Source organism: Streptomyces sp. ISL-11 (genome assembly GCF_018614525.1).
Lineage (GTDB): Bacteria > Actinomycetota > Actinomycetes > Streptomycetales > Streptomycetaceae > Streptomyces.
Genome location: NZ_JAGGOL010000065.1, coordinates 25,355 through 45,461, shown reverse-complemented (window position 1 = coordinate 45,461; position 20,107 = coordinate 25,355). Strand labels below are relative to the sequence as shown.

At 72.1% G+C, this 20,107-nt stretch carries 19 protein-coding genes; 8 read left to right on the top strand and 11 right to left on the bottom strand.

What is annotated here, in order from left to right; genetic code table 11:
* Together J7E86_RS14820 and J7E86_RS14815 are read left to right on the top strand one after the other, a co-directional pair.
* A partial coding sequence (locus tag J7E86_RS14820; RefSeq protein ID WP_215082129.1) for a Scr1 family TA system antitoxin-like transcriptional regulator occupies window positions 1-303 on the top strand: 303 nt, incomplete at its 5' end.
* Window positions 304-316: 13 nt separating this feature from the next.
* On the top strand, window positions 317-523 hold the full coding sequence (locus J7E86_RS14815) for a DUF397 domain-containing protein (RefSeq protein ID WP_215082128.1): 207 nt from the start codon (window positions 317-319) through the stop codon (window positions 521-523).
* 2 nt (window positions 524-525) lie between these two features.
* Here the strand turns inward: J7E86_RS14815 and J7E86_RS14810 are convergent, their stop codons facing one another.
* The 9 genes from J7E86_RS14810 to J7E86_RS14770 all read right to left on the bottom strand — a co-directional run bounded on the left by J7E86_RS14810 (window position 526) and on the right by J7E86_RS14770 (window position 12,560).
* Complete coding sequence (locus J7E86_RS14810; RefSeq protein WP_215082127.1) at window positions 526-1,170, bottom strand: response regulator transcription factor; 645 nt, start codon at window positions 1,168-1,170, stop codon at window positions 526-528.
* Complete coding sequence (locus tag J7E86_RS14805) at window positions 1,134-2,411, bottom strand: sensor domain-containing protein (RefSeq protein WP_215082126.1); 1,278 nt, start codon at window positions 2,409-2,411, stop codon at window positions 1,134-1,136. Before J7E86_RS14805 ends, J7E86_RS14810 begins: the two co-directional genes overlap by 37 nt.
* Before the next feature lie 126 nt (window positions 2,412-2,537).
* Window positions 2,538-2,750 (bottom strand): hypothetical protein, encoded by a 213-nt coding sequence (locus J7E86_RS14800; RefSeq protein ID WP_215082125.1) that lies wholly within the window; start codon window positions 2,748-2,750, stop codon window positions 2,538-2,540.
* A 36-nt stretch (window positions 2,751-2,786) separates the two neighbouring features.
* Window positions 2,787-4,385 (bottom strand): methylmalonyl-CoA mutase, encoded by a 1,599-nt coding sequence (locus tag J7E86_RS14795; protein WP_215082124.1) that lies wholly within the window; start codon window positions 4,383-4,385, stop codon window positions 2,787-2,789.
* 560 nt (window positions 4,386-4,945) lie between these two features.
* Entirely contained in the window at window positions 4,946-6,625 is a 1,680-nt protein-coding gene (locus J7E86_RS14790; protein ID WP_215082123.1) for a hypothetical protein, read from the bottom strand.
* Complete coding sequence (locus J7E86_RS14785; RefSeq protein ID WP_215082122.1) at window positions 6,625-7,329, bottom strand: RNA polymerase sigma factor; 705 nt, start codon at window positions 7,327-7,329, stop codon at window positions 6,625-6,627. Before J7E86_RS14785 ends, J7E86_RS14790 begins: the two co-directional genes overlap by 1 nt.
* A 34-nt stretch (window positions 7,330-7,363) precedes the next feature.
* On the bottom strand, window positions 7,364-8,347 hold the full coding sequence (locus J7E86_RS14780) for a DUF4328 domain-containing protein (RefSeq protein WP_215082121.1): 984 nt from the start codon (window positions 8,345-8,347) through the stop codon (window positions 7,364-7,366).
* A gap of 342 nt (window positions 8,348-8,689) precedes the next feature.
* The gene (locus J7E86_RS14775) at window positions 8,690-10,798 is read right to left on the bottom strand and encodes a glycosyltransferase family 4 protein (RefSeq protein ID WP_215082120.1); all 2,109 of its coding nucleotides are present in this window, start codon (window positions 10,796-10,798) and stop codon (window positions 8,690-8,692) included.
* Between the two features lie 136 nt (window positions 10,799-10,934).
* Window positions 10,935-12,560, bottom strand: coding sequence for a glycoside hydrolase family 20 protein (locus tag J7E86_RS14770; protein ID WP_215082119.1), 1,626 nt, complete (start codon window positions 12,558-12,560; stop codon window positions 10,935-10,937).
* A 223-nt stretch (window positions 12,561-12,783) separates the two neighbouring features.
* Here J7E86_RS14770 and J7E86_RS14765 point away from each other — a divergent pair, with 223 nt between their 5' ends.
* The 5 genes from J7E86_RS14765 (at window position 12,784) to J7E86_RS14745 (ending at window position 16,940) form a co-directional block, all read left to right on the top strand.
* On the top strand, window positions 12,784-13,299 hold the full coding sequence (locus J7E86_RS14765) for a 2-oxo-4-hydroxy-4-carboxy-5-ureidoimidazoline decarboxylase (RefSeq protein ID WP_215082132.1): 516 nt from the start codon (window positions 12,784-12,786) through the stop codon (window positions 13,297-13,299).
* Between the two features lie 238 nt (window positions 13,300-13,537).
* A complete protein-coding gene (sdhC, locus tag J7E86_RS14760) occupies window positions 13,538-13,918 on the top strand; it encodes a succinate dehydrogenase, cytochrome b556 subunit (protein WP_215082118.1) in 381 nt (126 codons plus the stop codon).
* Between the two features lie 6 nt (window positions 13,919-13,924).
* The gene (locus tag J7E86_RS14755) at window positions 13,925-14,398 is read left to right on the top strand and encodes a succinate dehydrogenase hydrophobic membrane anchor subunit (RefSeq protein ID WP_215082117.1); all 474 of its coding nucleotides are present in this window, start codon (window positions 13,925-13,927) and stop codon (window positions 14,396-14,398) included.
* Between the two features lie 20 nt (window positions 14,399-14,418).
* Entirely contained in the window at window positions 14,419-16,173 is a 1,755-nt protein-coding gene (gene sdhA / locus J7E86_RS14750) for a succinate dehydrogenase flavoprotein subunit (protein WP_215082116.1), read from the top strand.
* Window positions 16,173-16,940, top strand: coding sequence for a succinate dehydrogenase iron-sulfur subunit (locus J7E86_RS14745; RefSeq protein WP_215082115.1), 768 nt, complete (start codon window positions 16,173-16,175; stop codon window positions 16,938-16,940). Before sdhA ends, J7E86_RS14745 begins: the two co-directional genes overlap by 1 nt.
* Before the next feature lie 310 nt (window positions 16,941-17,250).
* Here the strand turns inward: J7E86_RS14745 and J7E86_RS14740 are convergent, their stop codons facing one another.
* Window positions 17,251-17,601 (bottom strand): MerR family transcriptional regulator, encoded by a 351-nt coding sequence (locus J7E86_RS14740; RefSeq protein ID WP_215082114.1) that lies wholly within the window; start codon window positions 17,599-17,601, stop codon window positions 17,251-17,253.
* A 52-nt stretch (window positions 17,602-17,653) separates the two neighbouring features.
* Here J7E86_RS14740 and J7E86_RS14735 point away from each other — a divergent pair, with 52 nt between their 5' ends.
* Window positions 17,654-18,451, top strand: coding sequence for an alpha/beta fold hydrolase (locus J7E86_RS14735; RefSeq protein WP_215082113.1), 798 nt, complete (start codon window positions 17,654-17,656; stop codon window positions 18,449-18,451).
* A gap of 19 nt (window positions 18,452-18,470) precedes the next feature.
* On the opposite strand, the gene J7E86_RS14730 is transcribed toward J7E86_RS14735, so the two are convergent.
* On the bottom strand, window positions 18,471-20,021 hold the full coding sequence (locus tag J7E86_RS14730) for an ABC transporter substrate-binding protein (protein WP_215082112.1): 1,551 nt from the start codon (window positions 20,019-20,021) through the stop codon (window positions 18,471-18,473).
* Between the last annotated feature and the right edge of the window lie 86 nt (window positions 20,022-20,107).

Below are 20,107 nucleotides of genomic sequence, written 5' to 3'. Positions count from 1 at the left end.
CGGAAAACCGCTCGTGCTCAATTGCGGCACGTACTCACGATGACAGAGCGGGACAATGTGACCGTGTGCGTGATCCCCTTCGACACCGACGACTTCGGGGGAGCCGGCAACGCGATGCTCTACCTCGGGGGGCCGGTGTCGCAGCTCGACACAGTTCAACTCGATACCGCGCACGGGAGCATCTTCCTGGACGCCGAAGCTCAGCTCAGGCGGTACCGAGCGCGGCTGGACAGGATCGCTCACTCGGCTTTGGGTCCCGATGAGTCACGAGACATGATCTATCGGATTGCCCAGGACCTCTGAAAGGCCGCGAACCGTGTCCACCCCCATCACATGGCAGAAGTCCTCGTACTCCAGCGGTGGTGAGCCCGAGAACTGCATAGAAATCGGCGGCTTCCCCTCCGCCACCCATCTCCGCGAGAGCGAAACCCCCCACACCACCCTCCCCCTCACCCCCCACCGCCTCGCCGGCCTCATACGCACGCTCCAAGCAGGCACCCTCGACCGCCCCGGTAACGGCTGACGTCACCGCTCCAAGTACGCCAACACCGCCAGCACCCGCCGGTTGTCCGTATCCGAAGGATGCAGGCTCAGCTTCGGGAAGATGTTGCCGATGTGCTTGGCCACCGCCTTCTCCGAGATCACCAGCGCCTCCGCGATCCCCGCGTTCGAGCGGCCCTGGGCCAGGCATTCCAGGACCTCCCGCTCGCGCGGGGTCAGGCTGCCGACGCCCTCGTCGCGGCCCTTGCGCTGGAGGAGTTTGGTGACGACCTCCGGGTCCATGACCGTGCCGCCGTCCGCCACGCACCGCAGCGTGCTCATGAACTCCGCGCCGTTGGAGACGCGGTCCTTGAGGACGTAGCCGACCGCGCCCGCCCCGTCGGCCAGCAACTCGTGCGCGTAGAGCGGCTCCACGTACTGGGAGAGGAGCAGCACGGGCAAGGACGGAACCTCGCGGCGGGCCGCAAGCGCGGCCCGCAGGCCGTCGTCGGCGAAATCCGGCGGCAGGCGGACGTCGACGATCGCGAGGTCCGGGCGGGTCGTGGTGAGGGACGTCAGGAGGTCCGGGCCGTTGTCCACGGCGGCGAGGACCTCGTGGCCGAACGCCTCCAGGAGGCGTATCAGGCCGTCCCTCAGAAGGAAGTGGTCTTCGGCGAGGACAACACGCACGGGAGCTCCATCGTCACCATGGTCGGGCCGTTGAGGGGGCTGTTCACGGCCAGGACGCCGTCGAAGGCGGCGAGGCGGCGTTCGATGCCGCGCAGCCCCGTACCGCGGGTGATGTCCGCGCCGCCGCGGCCGTCGTCCGTGACGGTGACGCACAGCATGGCGTGATCGTAACGGACGTCCAGCCAGGCCCGGTCGGCCCCGGAGTGCTTGGCCGCGTTGGTGAGGACCTCGGACACCGCGAAGTACAGGGCCGACTCCACCGGTGGTTCCGCGCGGCCCGGCAGGTCGATCGTGACCTCGGTCGTCAGGGGGCTGACCAGGGCGAGCGCGCGGATCGCGTCGGCGAGGCCGCGGTCGGCCAGGATGGGCGGGTGGATGCCGCGGACGAGGTCGCGGAGTTCCTCCAGGGCCTTGGAGGAGGCGGCGCGGGCCTCCGTCAGCAGCCGCCGGACGGCCGCGGGGTCGGAGTCCAGGAGGTGTTCCGCCGCGTCCAGGGTCATGCCCATCGCCACCAGCCGGGCTTGCGCCCCGTCGTGGAGGTCGCGTTCGATGCGGCGGATCTCCGCCATCTGCGTGCCGACCACGTCCGAACGCGTCGCCGACAGGTGCTCGATGCGCTGCGCCATCCGCGCCGCCTGGCTGGGGGCCAGCAGCCGGTGGGTGTACGCGGCGTGGGCGCGGACCGTGTACGGCGCGGCCCACAGGGCGAGGGCCAGGTGGAGCAGGCCGACGACGGCCGACAGCGCGGCGGTCGTCGCGCCCTGGACGGGGAAGAACTCGAACCAGATGCCGCCCCATCGCTCCGCGAGCTCCACGCCCCGGAAGCCGAGGTAGATCCCCCAGGACCCGGCCAGCACCAGGCCGATCGGCAGGAAGGCGAGCGTCCCGCCCACCACCGGCTCGGTCACCAGCCACAGCCAGTCCCGCCAGGTCTGGCCGTCCCGGACGATCCACTGGCAGCGGGCCGACCAACCGGGGACGGGCGGCGGCGCGTACGGATCGGGGATCGGCTCGCCGGTCCAGTCGGCCGCCAGTGCGCGCTGCCGGTTCGCCAGGCGGCGGACGGCCGCGACCGTGAGCGGCAGCATCAGCAGCCCCAGGCCCGTACCGAGCAGGGCGAGCATCAGGGACACCAGCAGGGAGACGAGGAAGGCGACCTGCGAGAGCCACCACAGGGTCAGCGACCGCCGGAGGCCGCGAAGGCCCTTCGCCGTGAAGCGGCCGACCGAGAATCCATCCATCCGCACTGCTGTCCCCACCCCGTCCGACCGGCCGGCCGGTTCTTCGCCCGCCCTCTGTCATTATCGGGTGGCCCAGGCCCCCTGGTCGGTGGGAAAAACTCCCCTTTCCCCGCCACCCTCACAAGGTCAGAACAGCTGCTGCTGGCCCTCCATCGGCGGTTCCTCCGGGTCGAAGAGCCTCGGTTCCGTCGCCAGCAGCGGTGCCGAGCGGCGCGACCCGGGGCAGGAGATGAGCTCGAACGACACGCGGCGGCCCGGTGGGTCGTGACGGGCATAGCGGCCACCGACGACAGCGATCTCGCGGGAGCAGACGGGGCACGTGCGGCGGGGAGACGACATCACACCAGTGTCGCTCACCTCCGGTGGGCGGGGCGCTCAGAAGGCGTCGGCCGGGACGTACGTGCCCCACACCTCCCGCAGCGCGTCGCACACCTCGCCGACCGTCGCCCGCGCGCGCAGCGCCTCCTTCATCGGCGCGAGGACGTTGTCCGTGCCGGCCGCCGCCTTCCGCAGCTCCGTCAGCGACGCCTCCACCGCCCGGCGGTCGCGCTCGGCGCGAAGCCGCTCCAGGCGGGCGACCTGCTGGGCCTCGATCGCCGGGTCGACGCGCAGCGGTTCGTACGGCTCCTCCTCGTCCAGCTGGAAGCGGTTGACGCCGACGACGACCCGTTCGCCGCTGTCGGTCTCCTGGGCGATGCGGTACGCGCTGCGTTCGATCTCGCCCTTCTGGAAGCCGTCCTCGATGGCGGCCACGGCACCGCCCCGGTCCTCGACGGCGCGCATGAGGCCGAGGGCGGCCTCCTCGACCGCGTCCGTCAGCGACTCGACGGCGTACGAGCCGGCGAACGGGTCGACCGTCGCCGTCACGTCCGTCTCGTACGCCAGCACCTGTTGCGTCCGCAGCGCCAGCCGGGCCGCCTTGTCGGTGGGCAGGGCGATGGCCTCGTCGAAGGAGTTGGTGTGCAGGGACTGGGTGCCGCCGAGGACGGCCGCGAGGCCCTGGACGGCGACGCGTACGAGGTTGACCTCCGGCTGCTGGGCGGTGAGCTGGACGCCCGCCGTCTGGGTGTGGAAGCGCAGCATCAGCGACTTGGGGTCGCGGGCGCCGAACTCCTCGCGCATCACCCTCGCCCAGATCCGCCGGGCCGCGCGGAACTTCGCGACCTCCTCCAGGATCGTCGTGCGCGAGACGAAGAAGAAGGACAGGCGCGGCGCGAAGTCGTCGACCTCCATGCCGGCGGCGACGGCAGTACGGACGTACTCGATGCCGTTGGCGAGGGTGAAGGCGATCTCCTGCGCGGGCGTGGCCCCGGCCTCGGCCATGTGGTAGCCGGAGATCGAGATCGTGTTCCACTTCGGCATCGTGGTGCGGCAGTAGCGGAAGATGTCCGCGGTCAGGCGCAGCGACGGCTTGGGCGGGAAGATGTACGTGCCGCGGGCGATGTACTCCTTGAGGACGTCGTTCTGCACGGTGCCGGTCAGGCGGGCGGCCGGTACGCCCTGTTCCTCGCCGACGAGCTCGTACATCAGCAGCAGGAGCGCGGCGGGGGCGTTGATGGTCATCGACGTGGAGACCTCGTCGAGGGGGATGCCGCCGAACAGCACGCGCATGTCCTCGACGGAGTCGATCGCGACGCCGACCTTGCCGACCTCGCCGCTCGCGAGCGGGGTGTCCGAGTCGTGGCCCATCTGCGTGGGCAGATCGAAGGCGACGGACAGGCCGTGCGTGCCGTGGGCGATCAGCCGCTGGTAGCGGGCGTTGGACTCGGCGGCGGTGCCGAAGCCGGCGTACTGGCGCATGGTCCAGGGGCGGCCGGTGTACATCGTCGGGTAGACGCCGCGGGTGAAGGGGTACGCGCCCGGCTCGCCCAGCCGCTCGGCGGGGTCCCGGCCGGCGAGGTCCTGCGGGCCGTAGACCGGCTGGATGGGTGTTCCGGACTCGGTGGACCGGGTGTGGTCCGGTTCGTGCGCCATGGGTTCCCGCCTCCCGCTGCCGCTCTCCCCCACTGGGGCCCTGCTGACAGGATGCGCCGACGGGCGGGTGCGGCGCAGCCGCGACACGGCGGGGGCCCGGGGGCCAGGCGGTGTCCGGTGGGTCTTCGGCCACCGGCCGCCGTCCTTGCCGCCTGCGGCGGCGAGCGCGGGTCTTCGGCCGCGGGCCGTCTTTGCCGCCTGCGGCGGCTGGCGCGGGTTTTCGGCCGCGGGCCGTCTTTGCCGCCTGCGGCGGCGAGCGCCCTGCGGGCGCGTCCTCAATCGCCGGACGGGCTTGATTGTGGCTGGGCTCAGCCCCCTTCAGCCCGTTGAGGGCACCCCAGCGGTAGCTGGGGGAGCTTGAGGACACCACCGCGCAGCGGAGGTGCGCCACGACACACCCGCGACACTCGCTCACATGATCCGCCGGACACGGCCTACCGGGGAAGGGAGGGGGGCGCGGGCAGGGCCGGGGGAAGAGCCCCGCCCGCGCCGATGCGCCGAGCCGACGGTATGGGGGGAACTCCGGCTCGTGCGCGGCCGATGACCAGTCGGCTCACTTCTTACAGCGCCACCGTCGCGGAAAACGTCACAGCGGGGGTCTCGGGCGTCGTCTGAGGGACGCTCGCGGCGGGCGGTGCGAGGAGGGAACGGCGGCGGGTGTCGCTGCCGCCGGTGGTTCCGCCGGGCTTCCGGATGCCGCCGGTGCTCGCATCGGCGTCCTTCACGAGCTTCTCGCAGTACGCGCCGAGCGCGTCGGCGCCGATGCCGGCGGTGCGCTCCAGCAGACGCATGTCGTCCTCGTCGGCGCCCTTGCCCCGGCGCTGCTGGGCGGCCAGGACGTCCTGGCACACGCGCACGGCCCAGGTGCCGGTCGCCTTGCCGACGTCCTTGTCCATGTCCTTGTCCGTGGGGTCCTTGGTGGCGTCGCGGTCCTGTCGCCCGTCGGGGCGCGCGGAGGTGTCGTCGCCGGGTCTGTCGCGCCGGTCCCGGTCGCCGGTGGCACCGGCGCCGGGCGCGGTGGAACCGGGCGCCGTCGGGCGGCCGCTCTCCCGAGGGCCGCCGTCCTTGCCGCGCGACGGCACGGGGGTGGGCCCGCCGGGGGTGGCGGGTGCGGTCCCGGGTCCGCCGGTCTCCAGCGCGGAGACGCTCGGTGCGCTCTCGGGCTCACCGCTCGACCCGAACGGCGCGGGCAGCACGCCTGTTCCGGCGGCCACGGCGACGCCGCCCAGGGCGCAGCCGGCGATGCCCATAGCGATGGCGGCCTTGACGGGCCGCCACCGTCGCAGCAGCCCTTGCCGCGTCGCCGCGGCGGTGGCCCGGACTGTGGGATGTGACGCTTCGTCAACGCGCGTAGCCCGTGGCGCGGTGTCGCCGGGTGCGGCCCACGTGGCAGCGGCGGGATTCTTGTCCAGGGCGACGGCGGACGCGCCCGCTTCCGGGCCGGCAGCGGCCATGGACGCAGCGGCACCCAGGTGCGCGTTGGTGGCGGCGGCCGGGCCGGTCGTCTCCTGTGCGCCGAGGGCTCCGGGCGCGGCAGCGCCGTCAAGGTGCTCACGGGTCACGGCAACGGCCGGTCCCTGCGCATCGGCGAGCCCGGACGCGGCGGCAACGGCGTTACGGAGGTCATGGGCCGGGACGGCAGCCGCCCCGGCCGGTCCCCGCGCACCGGCAGACATCGCGGCAGCGCCACTCGCATACCCGTTCGCGGCGGCAACCGGTGCGGCCGGTTCCTGGAGCGCGGCAGTCGTGGACGCCGCCGCGACGGCACCCAGGTGCCTGTTCGTAGCGGCGGCAGGTCCGGCCGGTCTCTCGACGGCCGGGGACGCACCGTCGCTGCGAAGCCCGGCCGCAGCGCCGGTCGGCCCGTGACCCGCAGCCGACTCGGACGCCGCCGCGAGGTGCTCCCGCGCGGCAGCAGCGGACCCCACGGAGCCCTGCGCGCCCGCCGGCCCGTACACCTCCGACACCGTCCGGCCGAAGTCCGCGGTCGTCGCCGCTCCGGCCTCCGCCGGACCCGCGGCCCGAGCGTCGCGCATCGCAAGGAACGCCGCCACCGCCGCGTCCTCGCCCGGCAGCGGCTCGTCCGTCGTGGCGGGCCGCGGGGCCAGTGAGCGGAGAGCCGTCATCAGCCGCTCGGCCTCCGGCGGAGCCGACTCGGTGGCCGGAGCGCTCAGCAGCCGCTCCGCGGCGTCGTCGTCCAGCCAGTCTTCCAACCGGTCGTACCGGTGGTCGTCCGCCATCACATGTCCTTCTGCGTCCGCGCACGCAATTGCGTCACACCCGCAGAAGCATTCACTCCGCTGCGCGACGCCGGTGGCTTTGGTGATGTGGGTGACGTGGGGGACGTCGGTGACGTCCGTGACGAGGCCGGCCGCCGCTGCGCCGGGACGGCCTCGGGGGCCGTCACCAGCTCGGCGAGCCGTCGCAGGCCGCGGTGGGCGGCGGTACGGACCGCGCCCGGCCGCTTGCCCAGCACCCCGGCGGCGCTCTTCGCGTCGAGACCCACGACCACCCGCAGGACGACGGCCTCGGCCTGGTCCTGCGGGAGCTGGGCTATGAGCGCGAGCGTGTGGTCGGTGCCCAGGGACTCCAGGGCCTCGCCGGCGGTGTCCGCGTCGGCGGCCCGGCCCGCGAGTTCGCTCTCGTCCCCGCCGATGGCCGGGCGCCGGCCCCGCATGCGTACGTGGTCGAGCGCGCGGTTGCGGGCGATCCGGGCCGCCCAGCCGCGAAAACGGTCCGCGTCACCGGTGAACCGCTCCAGATCGCGGGCGATCTGCAGCCACGCCTCGGACGCCACGTCCTCCGCGTCCGCGTCGCCGACCAGCGACCGGACGTAACCGAGCAGGCGGGGGTGCACAGCGCGGTAGACGGTACGGAATGCCGTCTCGTCCCCGCTCTGCGCCGCGCACACCGCGGCCGTCAGCTCAGCGTCGTCCCCCTGCACGCCCTCATCCTGCCCCACTCCGAGAACCCGCGGCTCAGTAGCCCGCCGGGCCGCTGCCGTAACGATTCTGCGGCGGACCGTTCCAGCCCGCACCCGGACCGGGTTGTACGGGCGGATACCCGGTGGCGGCGTACGGCACACCGCCCGGGGGCACGGACTGCGGGCCCGCGAGGGCGCGCTGCTCCTGGAGGCTGCCGAGCTGGCGTACGACGAGGACGGCGAGGACACCCGCGACGGCGGTCAGCAGCGTGGCGAAGCCGGTGACGCTCGCGGCCGTCTTCAGCGCGCCGACGTCCTCGCGCCAGCTGCTGCCGTCGTAGCCCCGGGTCTGGATCTTCGCGCTCGCGCCGGCGGCCATGACGCTGCCCACCAGGTTGAGGGCGGCGGAGCCGATCCACAGGGTCCACCAGCTGTTGAGCAGGCCCTTGGGCGCGCTCTGCGCACCCGCCGGGGCGCTCGCCCGGTAGATGTCGTTGACGATCTGCTTGGGGAACCAGAAGTTGACGACCGGCGTGAACCAGGCGCCCGCCGCCCAGCCGGCACCGAAGCGGTGCGTGCCGGGCGCGAAGAGCTCCGCGTTCTGCCGGGCGCGGCGCATCCAGATGGCCCACAGCGTGGCACTGGCGGCCAGCGTCAGGAAGTAGAGCACCGTCGAGAACGCGACGAACCCGTCCGCGGCCTCGGCGTCGTCCTGCGTGGTCGCGGTGACCCCGTCGTCGAGGAGGGCCTCCAGGGCGAGGCGCTGCTGCGTGCGGGCCCAGAAGAGGAGCAGCAGCACGGCCGCGCAGACCGACAGCGCCACCATCAGCGCGATCCGCAGCCCGCGCCGCAGGTCGGCCCCGCCGACGGGCATGCCGGCGGCCATTCCCTGCTGCGGGAACGGCTGCGGGTACGGCGGCTGCTGGGACGGCTGCTGCGGGTACGGCTGCTGGGACGGCGCGTACGGCTGCTGGCCGGCCTGCTGGCCAAGCTGCTGCTGGTACGTACCGCACGCACCGCAGCGCCCGTCCGGGCCCACCGCGGCAGCGCGGCACCGACCGCACGGATACATCTTCGAGACCCCCTGGGGATGTGGTCGAATTCTCCGGAATTCCCCGGTTCCCCGGCCACTGGGACACAAACGACAGACGCGCCTCGGGGCGCGGAACCCCGCACGTTACGGGCAGGGACCCGGCCTCGTCCAGAAAGGGTCACCGGCACGGCGGTATGACAGTGTGACGGATTCGCGCCCGGCGGCGCTGTACTGATTGCGGGCCTCACCAGGGTTCGCACCGGACGGCGGCCGGAGCCTCTCCTGTGGGGGGTGGCGGCTCCGGCCGTCCTCCGTCCGGCGCCGGCTTCCGGCGTCAGACCCGCCCGCTCACGCGCCCTCCTCGGCGGCGATGTCCTTGACGGTGATCGTCAGGTCGTTGGTCACCGTGAAGTACGGGCGCAGCCGCACGTCCCCGCGCGTCGCCGCCGGGAAGGTGTCGATGCCCTTGCGGTCGGCGAAGTCGCCCGCGATCCGGCCCAGGCGCACCAGCGCGGCGCCGGCCGACGGCCGCACCCACAGGTCCCACAGGTCCTGCTCCTCCGCCGGCTTGTGCCGCCGCGCCATCGGCTCGTACGGCAGCTGACCGGTGCCGTGCTCCCCCTCGTCCGAGGGCAGGTTCTTCAGGGGCACCCGGACGTCCCCGACGGAACCGTCGCCGTGGCGCAGCCGCGCGATCAGTTCGGCGCCCTCGCCGAGCGTCGTGCCGTGCGGCGCGAGCGTGACGGTGATGCCGTCGTCGCCGAGCCGCACCGCGACGGCCTCGGCGTGCTCGGGGCGCAGCCAGGTGCGGACGGCCAGGAAGCCGTCGCTCGTCTCGTACGGGACCCAGGCGGCGACCCCGGCCGGGCCGTGGGCGAGGTCCAGGACCAGCAGGGCCTTCTGCTCGACGAGCGCGGCGGCGAGGCGGCGGCGGGACTTGTCGCCGGAGCGCTCGACGTAGCTGTCCCAGCGGCCCTCGGCCATGGTGTGCGCGGCCCGTTCGACGCGGACCTCGACCGGGGCGCCCGGCGCGCGGTGGGCCGGCAGCGCGACGCGCACGGACTCCTTGCCCTTGGTGCCGCGGTGGCGCAGCAGCAGGTGGGTGTCGGCGGCGGTGAGTTGCTCGGGGCGCAGCCGGACGGTCAGCGAGCCGTCGGCCTCGACGACGCAGCGGGCCTCGGGGTGGGTGAGCTCCCCGGCCGTGCAGGCGGGCGCGGCGGCGGGCTTGGCGCGGCCGCCGCCGAAGAGGCCGCGCAGCAGGCCGCCCTTGGGCTTCTTCTCCGGCGCGGCCGCCGTGGAGCCGGGGCGCAGCTCCTCGAAGAGCTCCTCGTAACGCTGGGCGATCCGGGCGGGCTCGTAGCGGTGGGCGGTCTCGCGGGCAGCCGCGCCCAGGCGGCGGCGCAGCGCGGCGTCGCCGGTGAGCTTCAGCAGCGCGTCGGCGTAGGCGCCGACGGCGTCGGAGTCGTCGAGGGGGACGAGCACGCCGTCGGTACCGTCGGTGAGGATCTCGCGCGGGCCGTAGGGGCAGTCGGTGGCGATGACCGGCAGGCCGGCGTGCATGGCCTCGACGATGGTCATGCCGAAGGACTCGGCGTCGGAGGCGACGGCGGCGACGGCGCCCTTGGACCACTCGGTCTCGATGGGCGAGCGGGCGCCCATGAGGGTGATCCGCTCGTACAGGCCGAGCTCCTCGATCTGCTTGCGCAGCTTGTTCTTGGCGGGGCCGCGGCCGTAGATCCGCAGGTTCCAGTCGGGGCGCTCGGCGGCGACCTCGGCGAAGGCGGCGATGAGGCGGTCGTAGCGCTTGACGGCGACGAGGCGGCCGGCGGAGACGATCGTCTTCGACATGCCGTCGGACGGCTCGGCCAGCGGCGCCGGGACGGCGTTGGGGATGGACAGGATGCGGGCACGGGCGTCGGGGAGGGCCTCCCGGTAGTGCCCGGCGTCGGCTTCGGAGACGGTGGCGAAGGCGTCGAGCGCGGCGATCGCGGGGTCCATCACGGCGTGCAGCTCGGGGACGTGCGCCTCGTGGGTGAGGTGCTCCTGGCCCAGGCGCAGGTAGCGGTCGCTGCCGTACGTCGCGAGGTAGCCGATGAGCTTGGGGCGGGTGGCGATGACGACGTCGGCGTCGGTGGCGGCGAGGTGGGCGGCCACGCGCTCGTCGGTGAGGGCCGTCGCGGCCATGCGGCCGTTGTCGATCCGCTCGTCGCGGAAGATCTCGCTCGGCCGCTGGTTGAGCGGGGCCGCGTACTCGTCGCCCTCGGTGTCCTCGCGCAGGTCGACCAGGGGGGTCAGGCGTACGCGCGGGTCGATGGTGAGCTCGGGTTCGTCCACGGGGCGGTTGACGCTGATGATCCGCACCTCGTGCCGGTCCGCGAGGGCGGCGGCGAGGTTGACGGTGGAGCGGATCGTGCCGCCGATGCCGTACGCGTTGTGGAGCAGGAATTCGATCTTCATCGGGCCCTCGTTACAGATGCGCGGGGTGCGCCTGCGCACACCGCCGTGGAGAGATGCGCGAGCTGCCCCGGTCTTGCCTTCCACATCTCACGACGACTGGGCGCTCCGCATGGTTCAACCCCGAACGCTAAGCCCCTCAGACCCCCACGCGTCCCGCGAGGGCCGAGAAATCCCGCCATGGGCGACTCGGCGGGCGTGGATCCCACAGCCGCTGGGCCACCGCGGCGAGCGGCAGCCGGATGCCGTCGGCCACCTGTTGCGGGGTCTGCGCGTCGGGGTGGTCGCACCAGACGGCGAGGCGGCCGCCGAGGATCCTGTCCGGTCCGGCGAGGTGGCGGGGGGCCGCCGTGGAGCCTCGGAGGACGGCCGGTGACCACTCCTCGTAGATGCGCTGACCGGTCGGATAGCGGAACTGGTTGGGCTCGCCGAGGACGTAATAGAGGTATTCGTCGTTGAGGTTGACGAGGGTTCGTCCCTCGTCGAGGTAGGTGCGCGGTTCGCGGGCGCCGAGTTCCTTGCCGGTCCAGTACTCGACCTCGATGCCCCGGTCGGCGGTGATGACGCCGCCGGCGAAGAAGCCGTCGTTCCATGCCTTGGGCGTCTTGCGGAGGGAGCGCACCACCGCGGCCCGTTCGTTGAGCCAGCCGGTGGCCAGGTCCGCCACCCCGGCCCGCGTTCCGAAGCGCTGGCGGGCCAGCGTGGCCAGGCGCGGGTAGGCGGTCTGCGGGTCCTTGGCCATCAGGGCGCGGTATTCGTCGGCGCCGAGGTGGAAGTACCGGCCGGGGAACAGGGCGCCGTACTCGCGCAGCAGGTCGTCGACGATGGCGGCGGCCTGCGGCTCGGCGATGTCGACGGCGCCGCGGGCGGGGGTGCCGGCGGCGTCGCGCAGCTGGAGGGCGGGGTGGGCCTTGATGACCGCGCCGAGGTGGCCGGGCGAGTCGATCTCGGGCACGACGGTGATGTGCAGGGAGTCGGCGAGGGCGAGGATGCGGCGGACCTCGGCCTTGGTGAGGTGCTGCGGGGAGACGATCTCGGGGTGGGTCTCGCTCTCGATGCGGAAGCCCTGGTCGTCGGAGAAGTGCAGGCCGAGCTGGTTGAGCTTGAGGGCGGCCATCTCGCGCAGCCGGCCCTCGATCCAGTCGGCGGTGAAGTACTTGCGGGCGATGTCGAGGTTCAGGCCGCGCTGGGCGCGGTCGGGCGCGTCGCGCACGACGCCGTCGGGGAGCCCGCCACCGGAGCGCACGGCCTGTGCCAGGGAGCGCGTGCCGTAGAACACGCCGGCCTCGCCCGCCGAGGTGACCAGGACCTTGCCGCCACTGGTGGTCAGCTCGTAGCCCTCGGCGCCGCCGCTCTGGCCGGGGCGCAGCGCCAGTTCGACGTCGCCGTGGCGGGCGGGGCCCCCGGCGAAGCCGATCCGGAGCTCACCGGCCAGCCGGCGGGCCTCGTCGGCGAGGGGGCCGGCGGGGTCGGCGACGACCCGGGCGCCGGGGGCGGGCCGCCAGCCGGGACCGGTGCCGGCGGTGGCCGAGCGCAGGGAGGGGATGGTGCTCGGGACGCCGGTGGGGACGGGCGCGCGGGAGGTGGTGGCGGGCGCCGCGCCGCTGGAGACGGGGCGCGAGGCTTCGGGGGAACGGGAGTCGTCCGGCGGGGCGGGGGCCTCGTCGCGCGGGCAGCCCATCAGGGTCATGGTGGCGAGGAGCGCGAGTCCGGCGACGGCGCCCCGGGCGGCGCCGGCCCGGGTGATGCTGACAGGCAGTCCCATGGAGCAGAACCTCCCATATAGGGCATATATGGGCTCAAGGTATTGCCCTTTGCCCGTCGAGGTTGTCCACCACGCGCCAGAAACCGGCCTCGTCCGAATGAAATTCGCGCATCCGTCGGGCGTCGGCCGAGAAGCGTCGTTACCGTAACGGCTCAGTTCGTCGGCCGGAAGTACCAATTCCGCATCATCTCCGGCCCCTGCACGCTCCCCCGAGGAGACCCCGCTGCACGGCTCCGACCGCCACGGCCTCGACCGCCTCAACTCCGCGCTGCCGGGCGTCGCCGAAGCCGCCCTCCTCGCCTGTTGCGGCAGCCGCCGCTGGGCCCGCCACCTCGCCGATCACCGGCCCTACCCCGACCTGCGCACCCTGCTGGCCACCGCGGAGCGGGCCGCCCGCACGCTGACGCCCGCCGACCTCACCGAGGCACTCGCCGACGAGACCGGCCCCCGGCAGCTCCTCGTCACCCATCCGGCCCTGCGCCGGGCCGAAGCCGCGTACGAGAGCAGATTCGGCCACATTTTCATCATTTATCCCGCCCCCACGGCCCCTCCCGACGACCGGCTTCCCGACGACACCGTCGGGCGGCTGCTCGCCGCGCTCCGCGTCCGCCTCGGCCACTCACCGCGCGAGGAGACCGCCGTCACCGCCGCCGAACTCACCCGACTGGCGGCAGGCCGGCTGACCCGGCTCGCCCCCGACGTCCCCTCGCCCCGGCGCCACGACGCCCGGCAGGCGTAGGGGACATAACGCCCTTATGCGAGAAAGGCGCAGGACACAACGGTCGTACCGGACACCCGCAAGGGCCGATCGGTCCCGCTCACTGGTCCGTACGTGCCTCTTTGATCACACCTGAGGACCCCGCGATACCGAACCGACAAGGCGTCGCTACGATGGCCAGGGCCGGTGGACCGTACCCGGCCGGGCCCGCTGACAGTGAAGCCGGCAGGCTCTGATCCCCGCTCCCGGAGGGTTTTCCGTGCCGGCTGGAACGCTGTACCGCGGCCGGGAAGGCATGTGGTCCTGGGTGGCTCATCGAGTCACCGGCGTCCTCATTTTCTTCTTCCTGTTCGTGCACGTCCTTGACACCGCCCTCGTTCGCGTCTCGCCCGAGGCGTACGACGAGGTCGTCGCGACGTACAAGACGCCTCTCGTCAACGTGATGGAGTACGGCCTCGTCGCCGCCATCCTCTTCCACGCACTCAATGGTCTGCGCGTCATCGCGGTGGACTTCTGGTCCAAGGGTGCCCGCTACCAGAAGCAGATGCTGTGGACCGTTGTCGCCATCTGGGTCGTGCTGATGGCCGGCGCCTTCTACCCCGTGCTCCAGCACACGCTGCGCACGCTGTTCGGGAGCTGACGCGAGATGTCCGCTGAGACCACCACCCCCGCCGTGAACGACACGGTGTCGCTCTACGACGTGGACCACCCGGCTCCGGTCATCGAGCCGCCCCGCAAGCGCACCAAGAAGACGCCGAAGTCGACCCGCACCAACTTCGAGCTGTACGGCTGGCTGTTCATGCGGCTGTCCGGCATCGTCCTGGTCGTCCTGGTCCTGGGCCACCTGCTGATCCAGCTGGTCCTCGACGGCGGCGTCAGCAAGATCGGCTTCGCCTTCGTGGCCGGTCGCTGGGCCTCGCCTTTCTGGCAGGCATGGGACCTGATCATGCTGTGGCTGGCGATGCTGCACGGTGCCAACGGCCTGCGCACGGTCATCAACGACTACGCGGAGCGGCCCACGACCCGCTTCTGGCTGAAGAACCTGCTGTACACGGCCACGGTGTTCACCGTCCTGCTGGGCACGCTGGTGATCTTCACCTTCGACCCGAACATCCGCTAGAGCCCGGGGCTGACGAGACCATGAAGATCCACAAGTACGACACCGTCATCGTCGGCGCCGGTGGCGCCGGCATGCGCGCGGCCATCGAGTCGACCAAGCGCAGCCGCACCGCGGTGCTGACCAAGCTGTACCCCACCCGCTCCCACACCGGCGCCGCCCAGGGCGGCATGGCCGCCGCCCTCGCGAACGTCGAGGAGGACAACTGGGAGTGGCACACCTTCGACACGATCAAGGGTGGCGACTACCTGGTCGACCAGGACGCCGCCGAGATCCTGGCGAAGGAGGCCATCGACGCGGTCCTCGACCTGGAGAAGATGGGCCTGCCGTTCAACCGCACCCCGGACGGCACCATCGACCAGCGCCGCTTCGGCGGTCACAGCCGTAACCACGGCGAGGCCCCGGTCCGCCGGTCCTGCTACGCCGCGGACCGCACCGGCCACATGATCCTCCAGACGCTGTACCAGAACTGCGTCAAGGAGGGCGTGGAGTTCTTCAACGAGTTCTACGTCCTCGACCAGCTGATCACCGAGGTCGACGGCGTCCGGAAGTCGGCCGGCGTGGTGGCCTACGAGCTCGCCACCGGCGAGATCCACGTCTTCCAGGCGAAGGCCGTCATCTACGCCTCCGGCGGCACCGGCAAGTTCTTCAAGGTGACCTCCAACGCGCACACGCTCACCGGTGACGGCCAGGCGGCCTGCTACCGCCGCGGCCTGCCGCTGGAGGACATGGAGTTCTTCCAGTTCCACCCGACGGGCATCTGGCGCATGGGCATCCTGCTGACGGAGGGCGCCCGCGGTGAGGGCGGCATCCTCCGCAACAAGGACGGCGAGCGCTTCATGGAGAAGTACGCGCCGGTCATGAAGGACCTCGCCTCGCGTGACGTCGTCTCGCGCTCCATCTACACGGAGATCCGCGAGGGCCGTGGCTGCGGTCCCGAGGGCGACCACGTCTACCTCGACCTCACCCACCTGCCGCCGGAGCAGCTCGACGCCAAGCTCCCGGACATCACCGAGTTCGCGCGGACGTACCTCGGCATCGAGCCCTACACGGACCCGATCCCGATCCAGCCCACCGCGCACTACGCCATGGGCGGCATCCCGACCAACGTCGCGGGTGAGGTGCTGGCCGACAACGACACCGTCGTCCCCGGCCTGTACGCCGCCGGCGAGGTCGCCTGCGTGTCCGTGCACGGCGCCAACCGTCTGGGCACCAACTCGCTGCTGGACATCAACGTCTTCGGCAAGCGGGCCGGCATCGCCGCCGCCGAGTACTCCGCCAAGGCCGACTACGTCGAGCTGCCGGAGAACCCGGCGCAGCTCGTCGCCGACCAGGTCGAGCGGCTGCGGAACTCCACCGGCACCGAGCGGGTCGCCGAGCTCCGCAAGGAGCTGCAGGAGACCATGGACGCCAACGTGATGGTGTTCCGCACCGAGCAGACGATCAAGACGGCCGTCGAGAAGATCGCCGAGCTGCGCGAGCGGTACCTGAACGTCTCCGTCCAGGACAAGGGCAAGCGGTTCAACACCGACCTGCTGGAGGCCATCGAGCTGGGCAACCTGCTCGACCTGGCCGAGGTCATGGCCGTGTCCGCGCTGGCGCGCAAGGAGTCCCGCGGCGGTCACTACCGCGAGGACTACCCCAACCGCGACGACGTCAACTTCATGCGGCACACCATGGCGTACCGCGAGGTCGACGCGGACGGCAAGGACTCGATCCGCCTCGACTACAAGCCGGTCGTCCAGACCCGCTACCAGCCGATGGAGCGTAAGTACTGATGAGCACCCCGACGCTCGAGAAGAGCGCGGCCTCGGCCGAGTCCGAGGCCCCCGCGCACCTGATCACGGTCACCTTCCGGGTCCGCCGCTTCAACCCGGAGATCTCGGACGAGGCGACCTGGCAGGACTTCCAGCTGGAGATCGACCCCAAGGAGCGGGTCCTCGACGGCCTGCACAAGATCAAGTGGGAGCACGACGGCACGCTGACGTTCCGCCGCTCCTGCGCGCACGGCATCTGCGGCTCCGACGCCATGCGGATCAACGGCAAGAACCGCCTGGCGTGCAAGACGCTGATCAAGGACATCAACCCCGCCAAGCCGATCACGGTCGAGCCCATCAAGGGCCTCACGGTCCTGAAGGACCTCGTGGTCGACATGGAGCCGTTCTTCCAGGCGTACCGCGACGTCATGCCGTTCCTCATCACCAAGGGGAACGAGCCGACGCGTGAGCGTCTGCAGACGGCCGAGGACCGCGAGCGGTTCGACGACACCACCAAGTGCATCCTGTGCGCCGCGTGCACGTCGTCCTGCCCGGTGTTCTGGAACGACGGGCAGTACTTCGGCCCGGCGGCCATCGTCAACGCCCACCGCTTCATCTTCGACTCGCGCGACGAGGCCGGCGAGCAGCGGCTGGAGATCCTTAACGACAAGGACGGCGTGTGGCGCTGCCGCACGACGTTCAACTGCACGGACGCGTGCCCGCGTGGCATCGAGGTCACGAAGGCGATCCAGGAGGTCAAGCGCGCGCTGATCACGCGACGCTTCTGACCTGCGGTCTGCTGTGTACGACGAAGCCCCGCTCCAGCGATGGAGCGGGGCTTCGTGGTGCACCGGCCGCGCGAGGGCCTGTCCGGCGGATCATGTGGGCGGCCGCGGGTCGTGTCATTCGCACCTCCGCTGCGCGGCGGTGTCCTCAATCGCCGGACGGGCTGGTTTCGGCTGGGCTCAGCCCATCCCAGCCCGTTGGGGGCACCCCCAGCGGTAGCTGGGGGAGATTGAGGACGCGCCCGCAGGGCGCCCCGCCGCCGCAGGCGGCACGGACGGCCCGCAGCCGAAGACCCGCCGGGCCGGGGACCCGTTACGCCGGCCGCATGGACGACGTCACTTCCAGCAGCGCTTCCCGCTTGCGCGCCAGCTCCGCCAGCTGTTCGTCCACGCGGGACAGCTGCTCGTCCACGACCTGGACGGAGTGCTCGCACGCGAGCAGGCCCGGGCCGCCCTCGGCGCAGGGCAGCAGATCCCGGATGGCCTCGGTGGTCAGACCGCCGGCCAGGAGCTCACGGACGCGCGTCACGCGCTCGACCGCGTCGGCCCCGTAGCGCCGGTAGTCGTTGGAGTCCCGCTCGGAGACGAGCAGGCCCTGCTGCTCGTAGTAGCGCAGCAGCCGGGTGCTGACGCCTGTCCTTCGCGACAGTTCCCCTATCCGCATCCCGGTCCTCCCCTTGACCTTCACACTGATGTCAACTGCCAACCTAATGGCCATGACACAGATTCCCGTATCCCCGTTCGGCCCGCTCACCGCCCAGGTGCACGGCTCCGGTCCCGGCATCCTGCTCGCGCACGGTGCGGGCGGCAGCATCGAGGGCAACTACCTGCCGATCATGCCGGCCCTGGCCGCCGGCCACACCGTCGTGGCCCCCGACTACCCCGGCTCCGGCGCCACCCCGCGGGCGACCGCGCCGCTCACCCTCGACGGGCTGGCCGACGCCGTCGTCGCCTCGGCGACGGAGGCCGGCCTGGAGACCTTCACCCTCGTCGGCTACTCGCTGGGCACCCTGGTGTCCGTACGGGCCGCCGCCCGCCACCCCGAGCGGGTGCGCGGGCTGGTGCTGACGGCCGGTCTGGCCCGGGCCGACAACCGGCTGCTGGCCTCCCTGGACATCTGGCGGAAGCTGCTGGCCGACGGCGACCGCGAGACCTTCGCGCGCTTCGTCGCCCTGAGCGGCTTCGGCGCGCCGTTCTTCAACGCCGTGCCCACCGAGCAGCTCGGCGCCTTCTACGAGCTGCTGGCTGCCGGTATCCCGGACGGGGCGGCCGACCAGGCTGCCGTCGTCCAGGCCGCGGACACCACGGGCGACCTCGCCGGGATCTCCGTACCCACCCTGGTCGTCGCGACCACCCTGGACACCCTGGTCACGCCCGCCAACTCCCGCGTGCTCGCGGACCGCATACCCGGTGCCGAGTACGCCGAGATCGAGACGGGCCACATCCCGATGGCCGAGAAGCCGGAGGAATGGAGCGAGCTGATCACCAGCTTCCTCGACAAGCACGCGCTGTGAGCCCGCACCTGAGCTGACGTCAGATCCGCCCCAGCTGCCACAGCCGCCAGATCCCCGTGCCGTCCGTCAGGTACTGCGTGCCGGAGATCGAGGAACTGCTCAGCGTGTACTCCTTCTTCTGCCACAGCGGCACCAGCGGCACGTCCTCGGCGACGATCTTCTGGATGGCGCGGAAGTCGGCCGCGACGCGGTTGCGTTCGTAACTCTTCTGGGTGGCGGCGATGCGCTGCTCGACGCGGGCGCTGACGTAGCCGGAGTGGAGGGCGGAGCCCTTGCCGACGAGCGGGGTGGTGAAGGTGTCGGCGTCGGGGAAGTCCGCGACCCAGGTGACGCAGTAGGCGTCGTAGGCCCCGCGGGCGTAGCCCTCCAGGAACTCCTTCCACGGCACGTGCTGCGTCGTCACCTCGAACAGCCCGGTGGCCTCCAGCTGCCTCTTCAGCAAGGCCGCCTCCTCGTCCGTGGCGGCGCCCTGGGAGTAGGCCAGACGGAAGCGGACGGGCTGGAGGATGCCGGCCTGGCGCAGCAGGGCGCGGGCGCGGTCCGGGTCGGGCTCGGGGTAGGCGTCGAAGAACGACGTGGTGTGGCCGCTGAGGCCCTGCGGGATGAGGGAGTACAGCGGCTCGACCGTCCGCAGGTGGATGTCGCGGGCGAGGGCCACCCGGTCGACGACGGCGGCGACGGCCCGGCGCACCGCGACGTCCTTCACGGGTGAGCCGTCGCGGAGGTTGAAGATCAGCGAGCGGGTGGTGGCGCCCGCGCTCTCCATCATCTTCACGCCGGAGTCCGACGGGGACTGCTGGGCGATGACGGACGGCGGCAGCTGGCGGCCGGCCACGTCGATGCTGCGCCGCTTCCACGCCTGGGCCATCGCCGCCGCGTCCCGGAAGTAGCGCACGGTCACGGCCTCGCCCTTGCGCTTGATGCCACCGCGGTAGTCGCCGTTGGGCTTCAGCTCGGCGCGCGTGCCCGCCTGATAGCTCTTCAGCTCGTACGGGCCGGAGCCGTCCACGGCGTCGCCCTCGCGGAGCCGGTCGGCGGGATAGCGCGTGGAGTCGACGATGGAGCCGGCGCCGGTGGCTATCTTGAACGGGAAGGTGGCGTCCGGCACCCGCAGATGGAAGGTCACCGTCCGCCCGGCCGCCTCCACCGAGCGGAGCGTCTCCAGCAGCTGTCCGGGGCCCTGCGGGGAGTTGATGCGGGAGATCCGGTCGAAGGAGAACTTCACGTCCCGCGCCGTCATCTCCCGGCCGCTGGTGAACCTCAGGCCCTCGCGCAGCTCGCACACGTACGTGCGTAAGTCGCCGCCGTGGAACTCGCAGCGGCTCGCCGCGTCCGCGACCGGCGTGCTGGTGCCGGGCGTGAAGGTCAGAAGTGACTGGTAGACGTTGCCGTACAGCGCCCAGGAGGCCGCGTCATAGGCTCCCGCCGGATCGAGCGCGGTGACCGTGTCGATGGTGCCGACCGTGATCGGCCCCTCGTCCCGCTCCCCCGACGACACCAGCCCGCAGCCGGTGACCCCGGCCAGCAGCGCCCCGCACATCACAGCCGTCCGCATCCGGACCCAACGCATCCCCGCGCCCCCTCCGCCCAGTGATGCGCATCACTCAAACATACGAACGCGCATACGTCCGGGGAATAGGCCAAGTGATCGTCGGC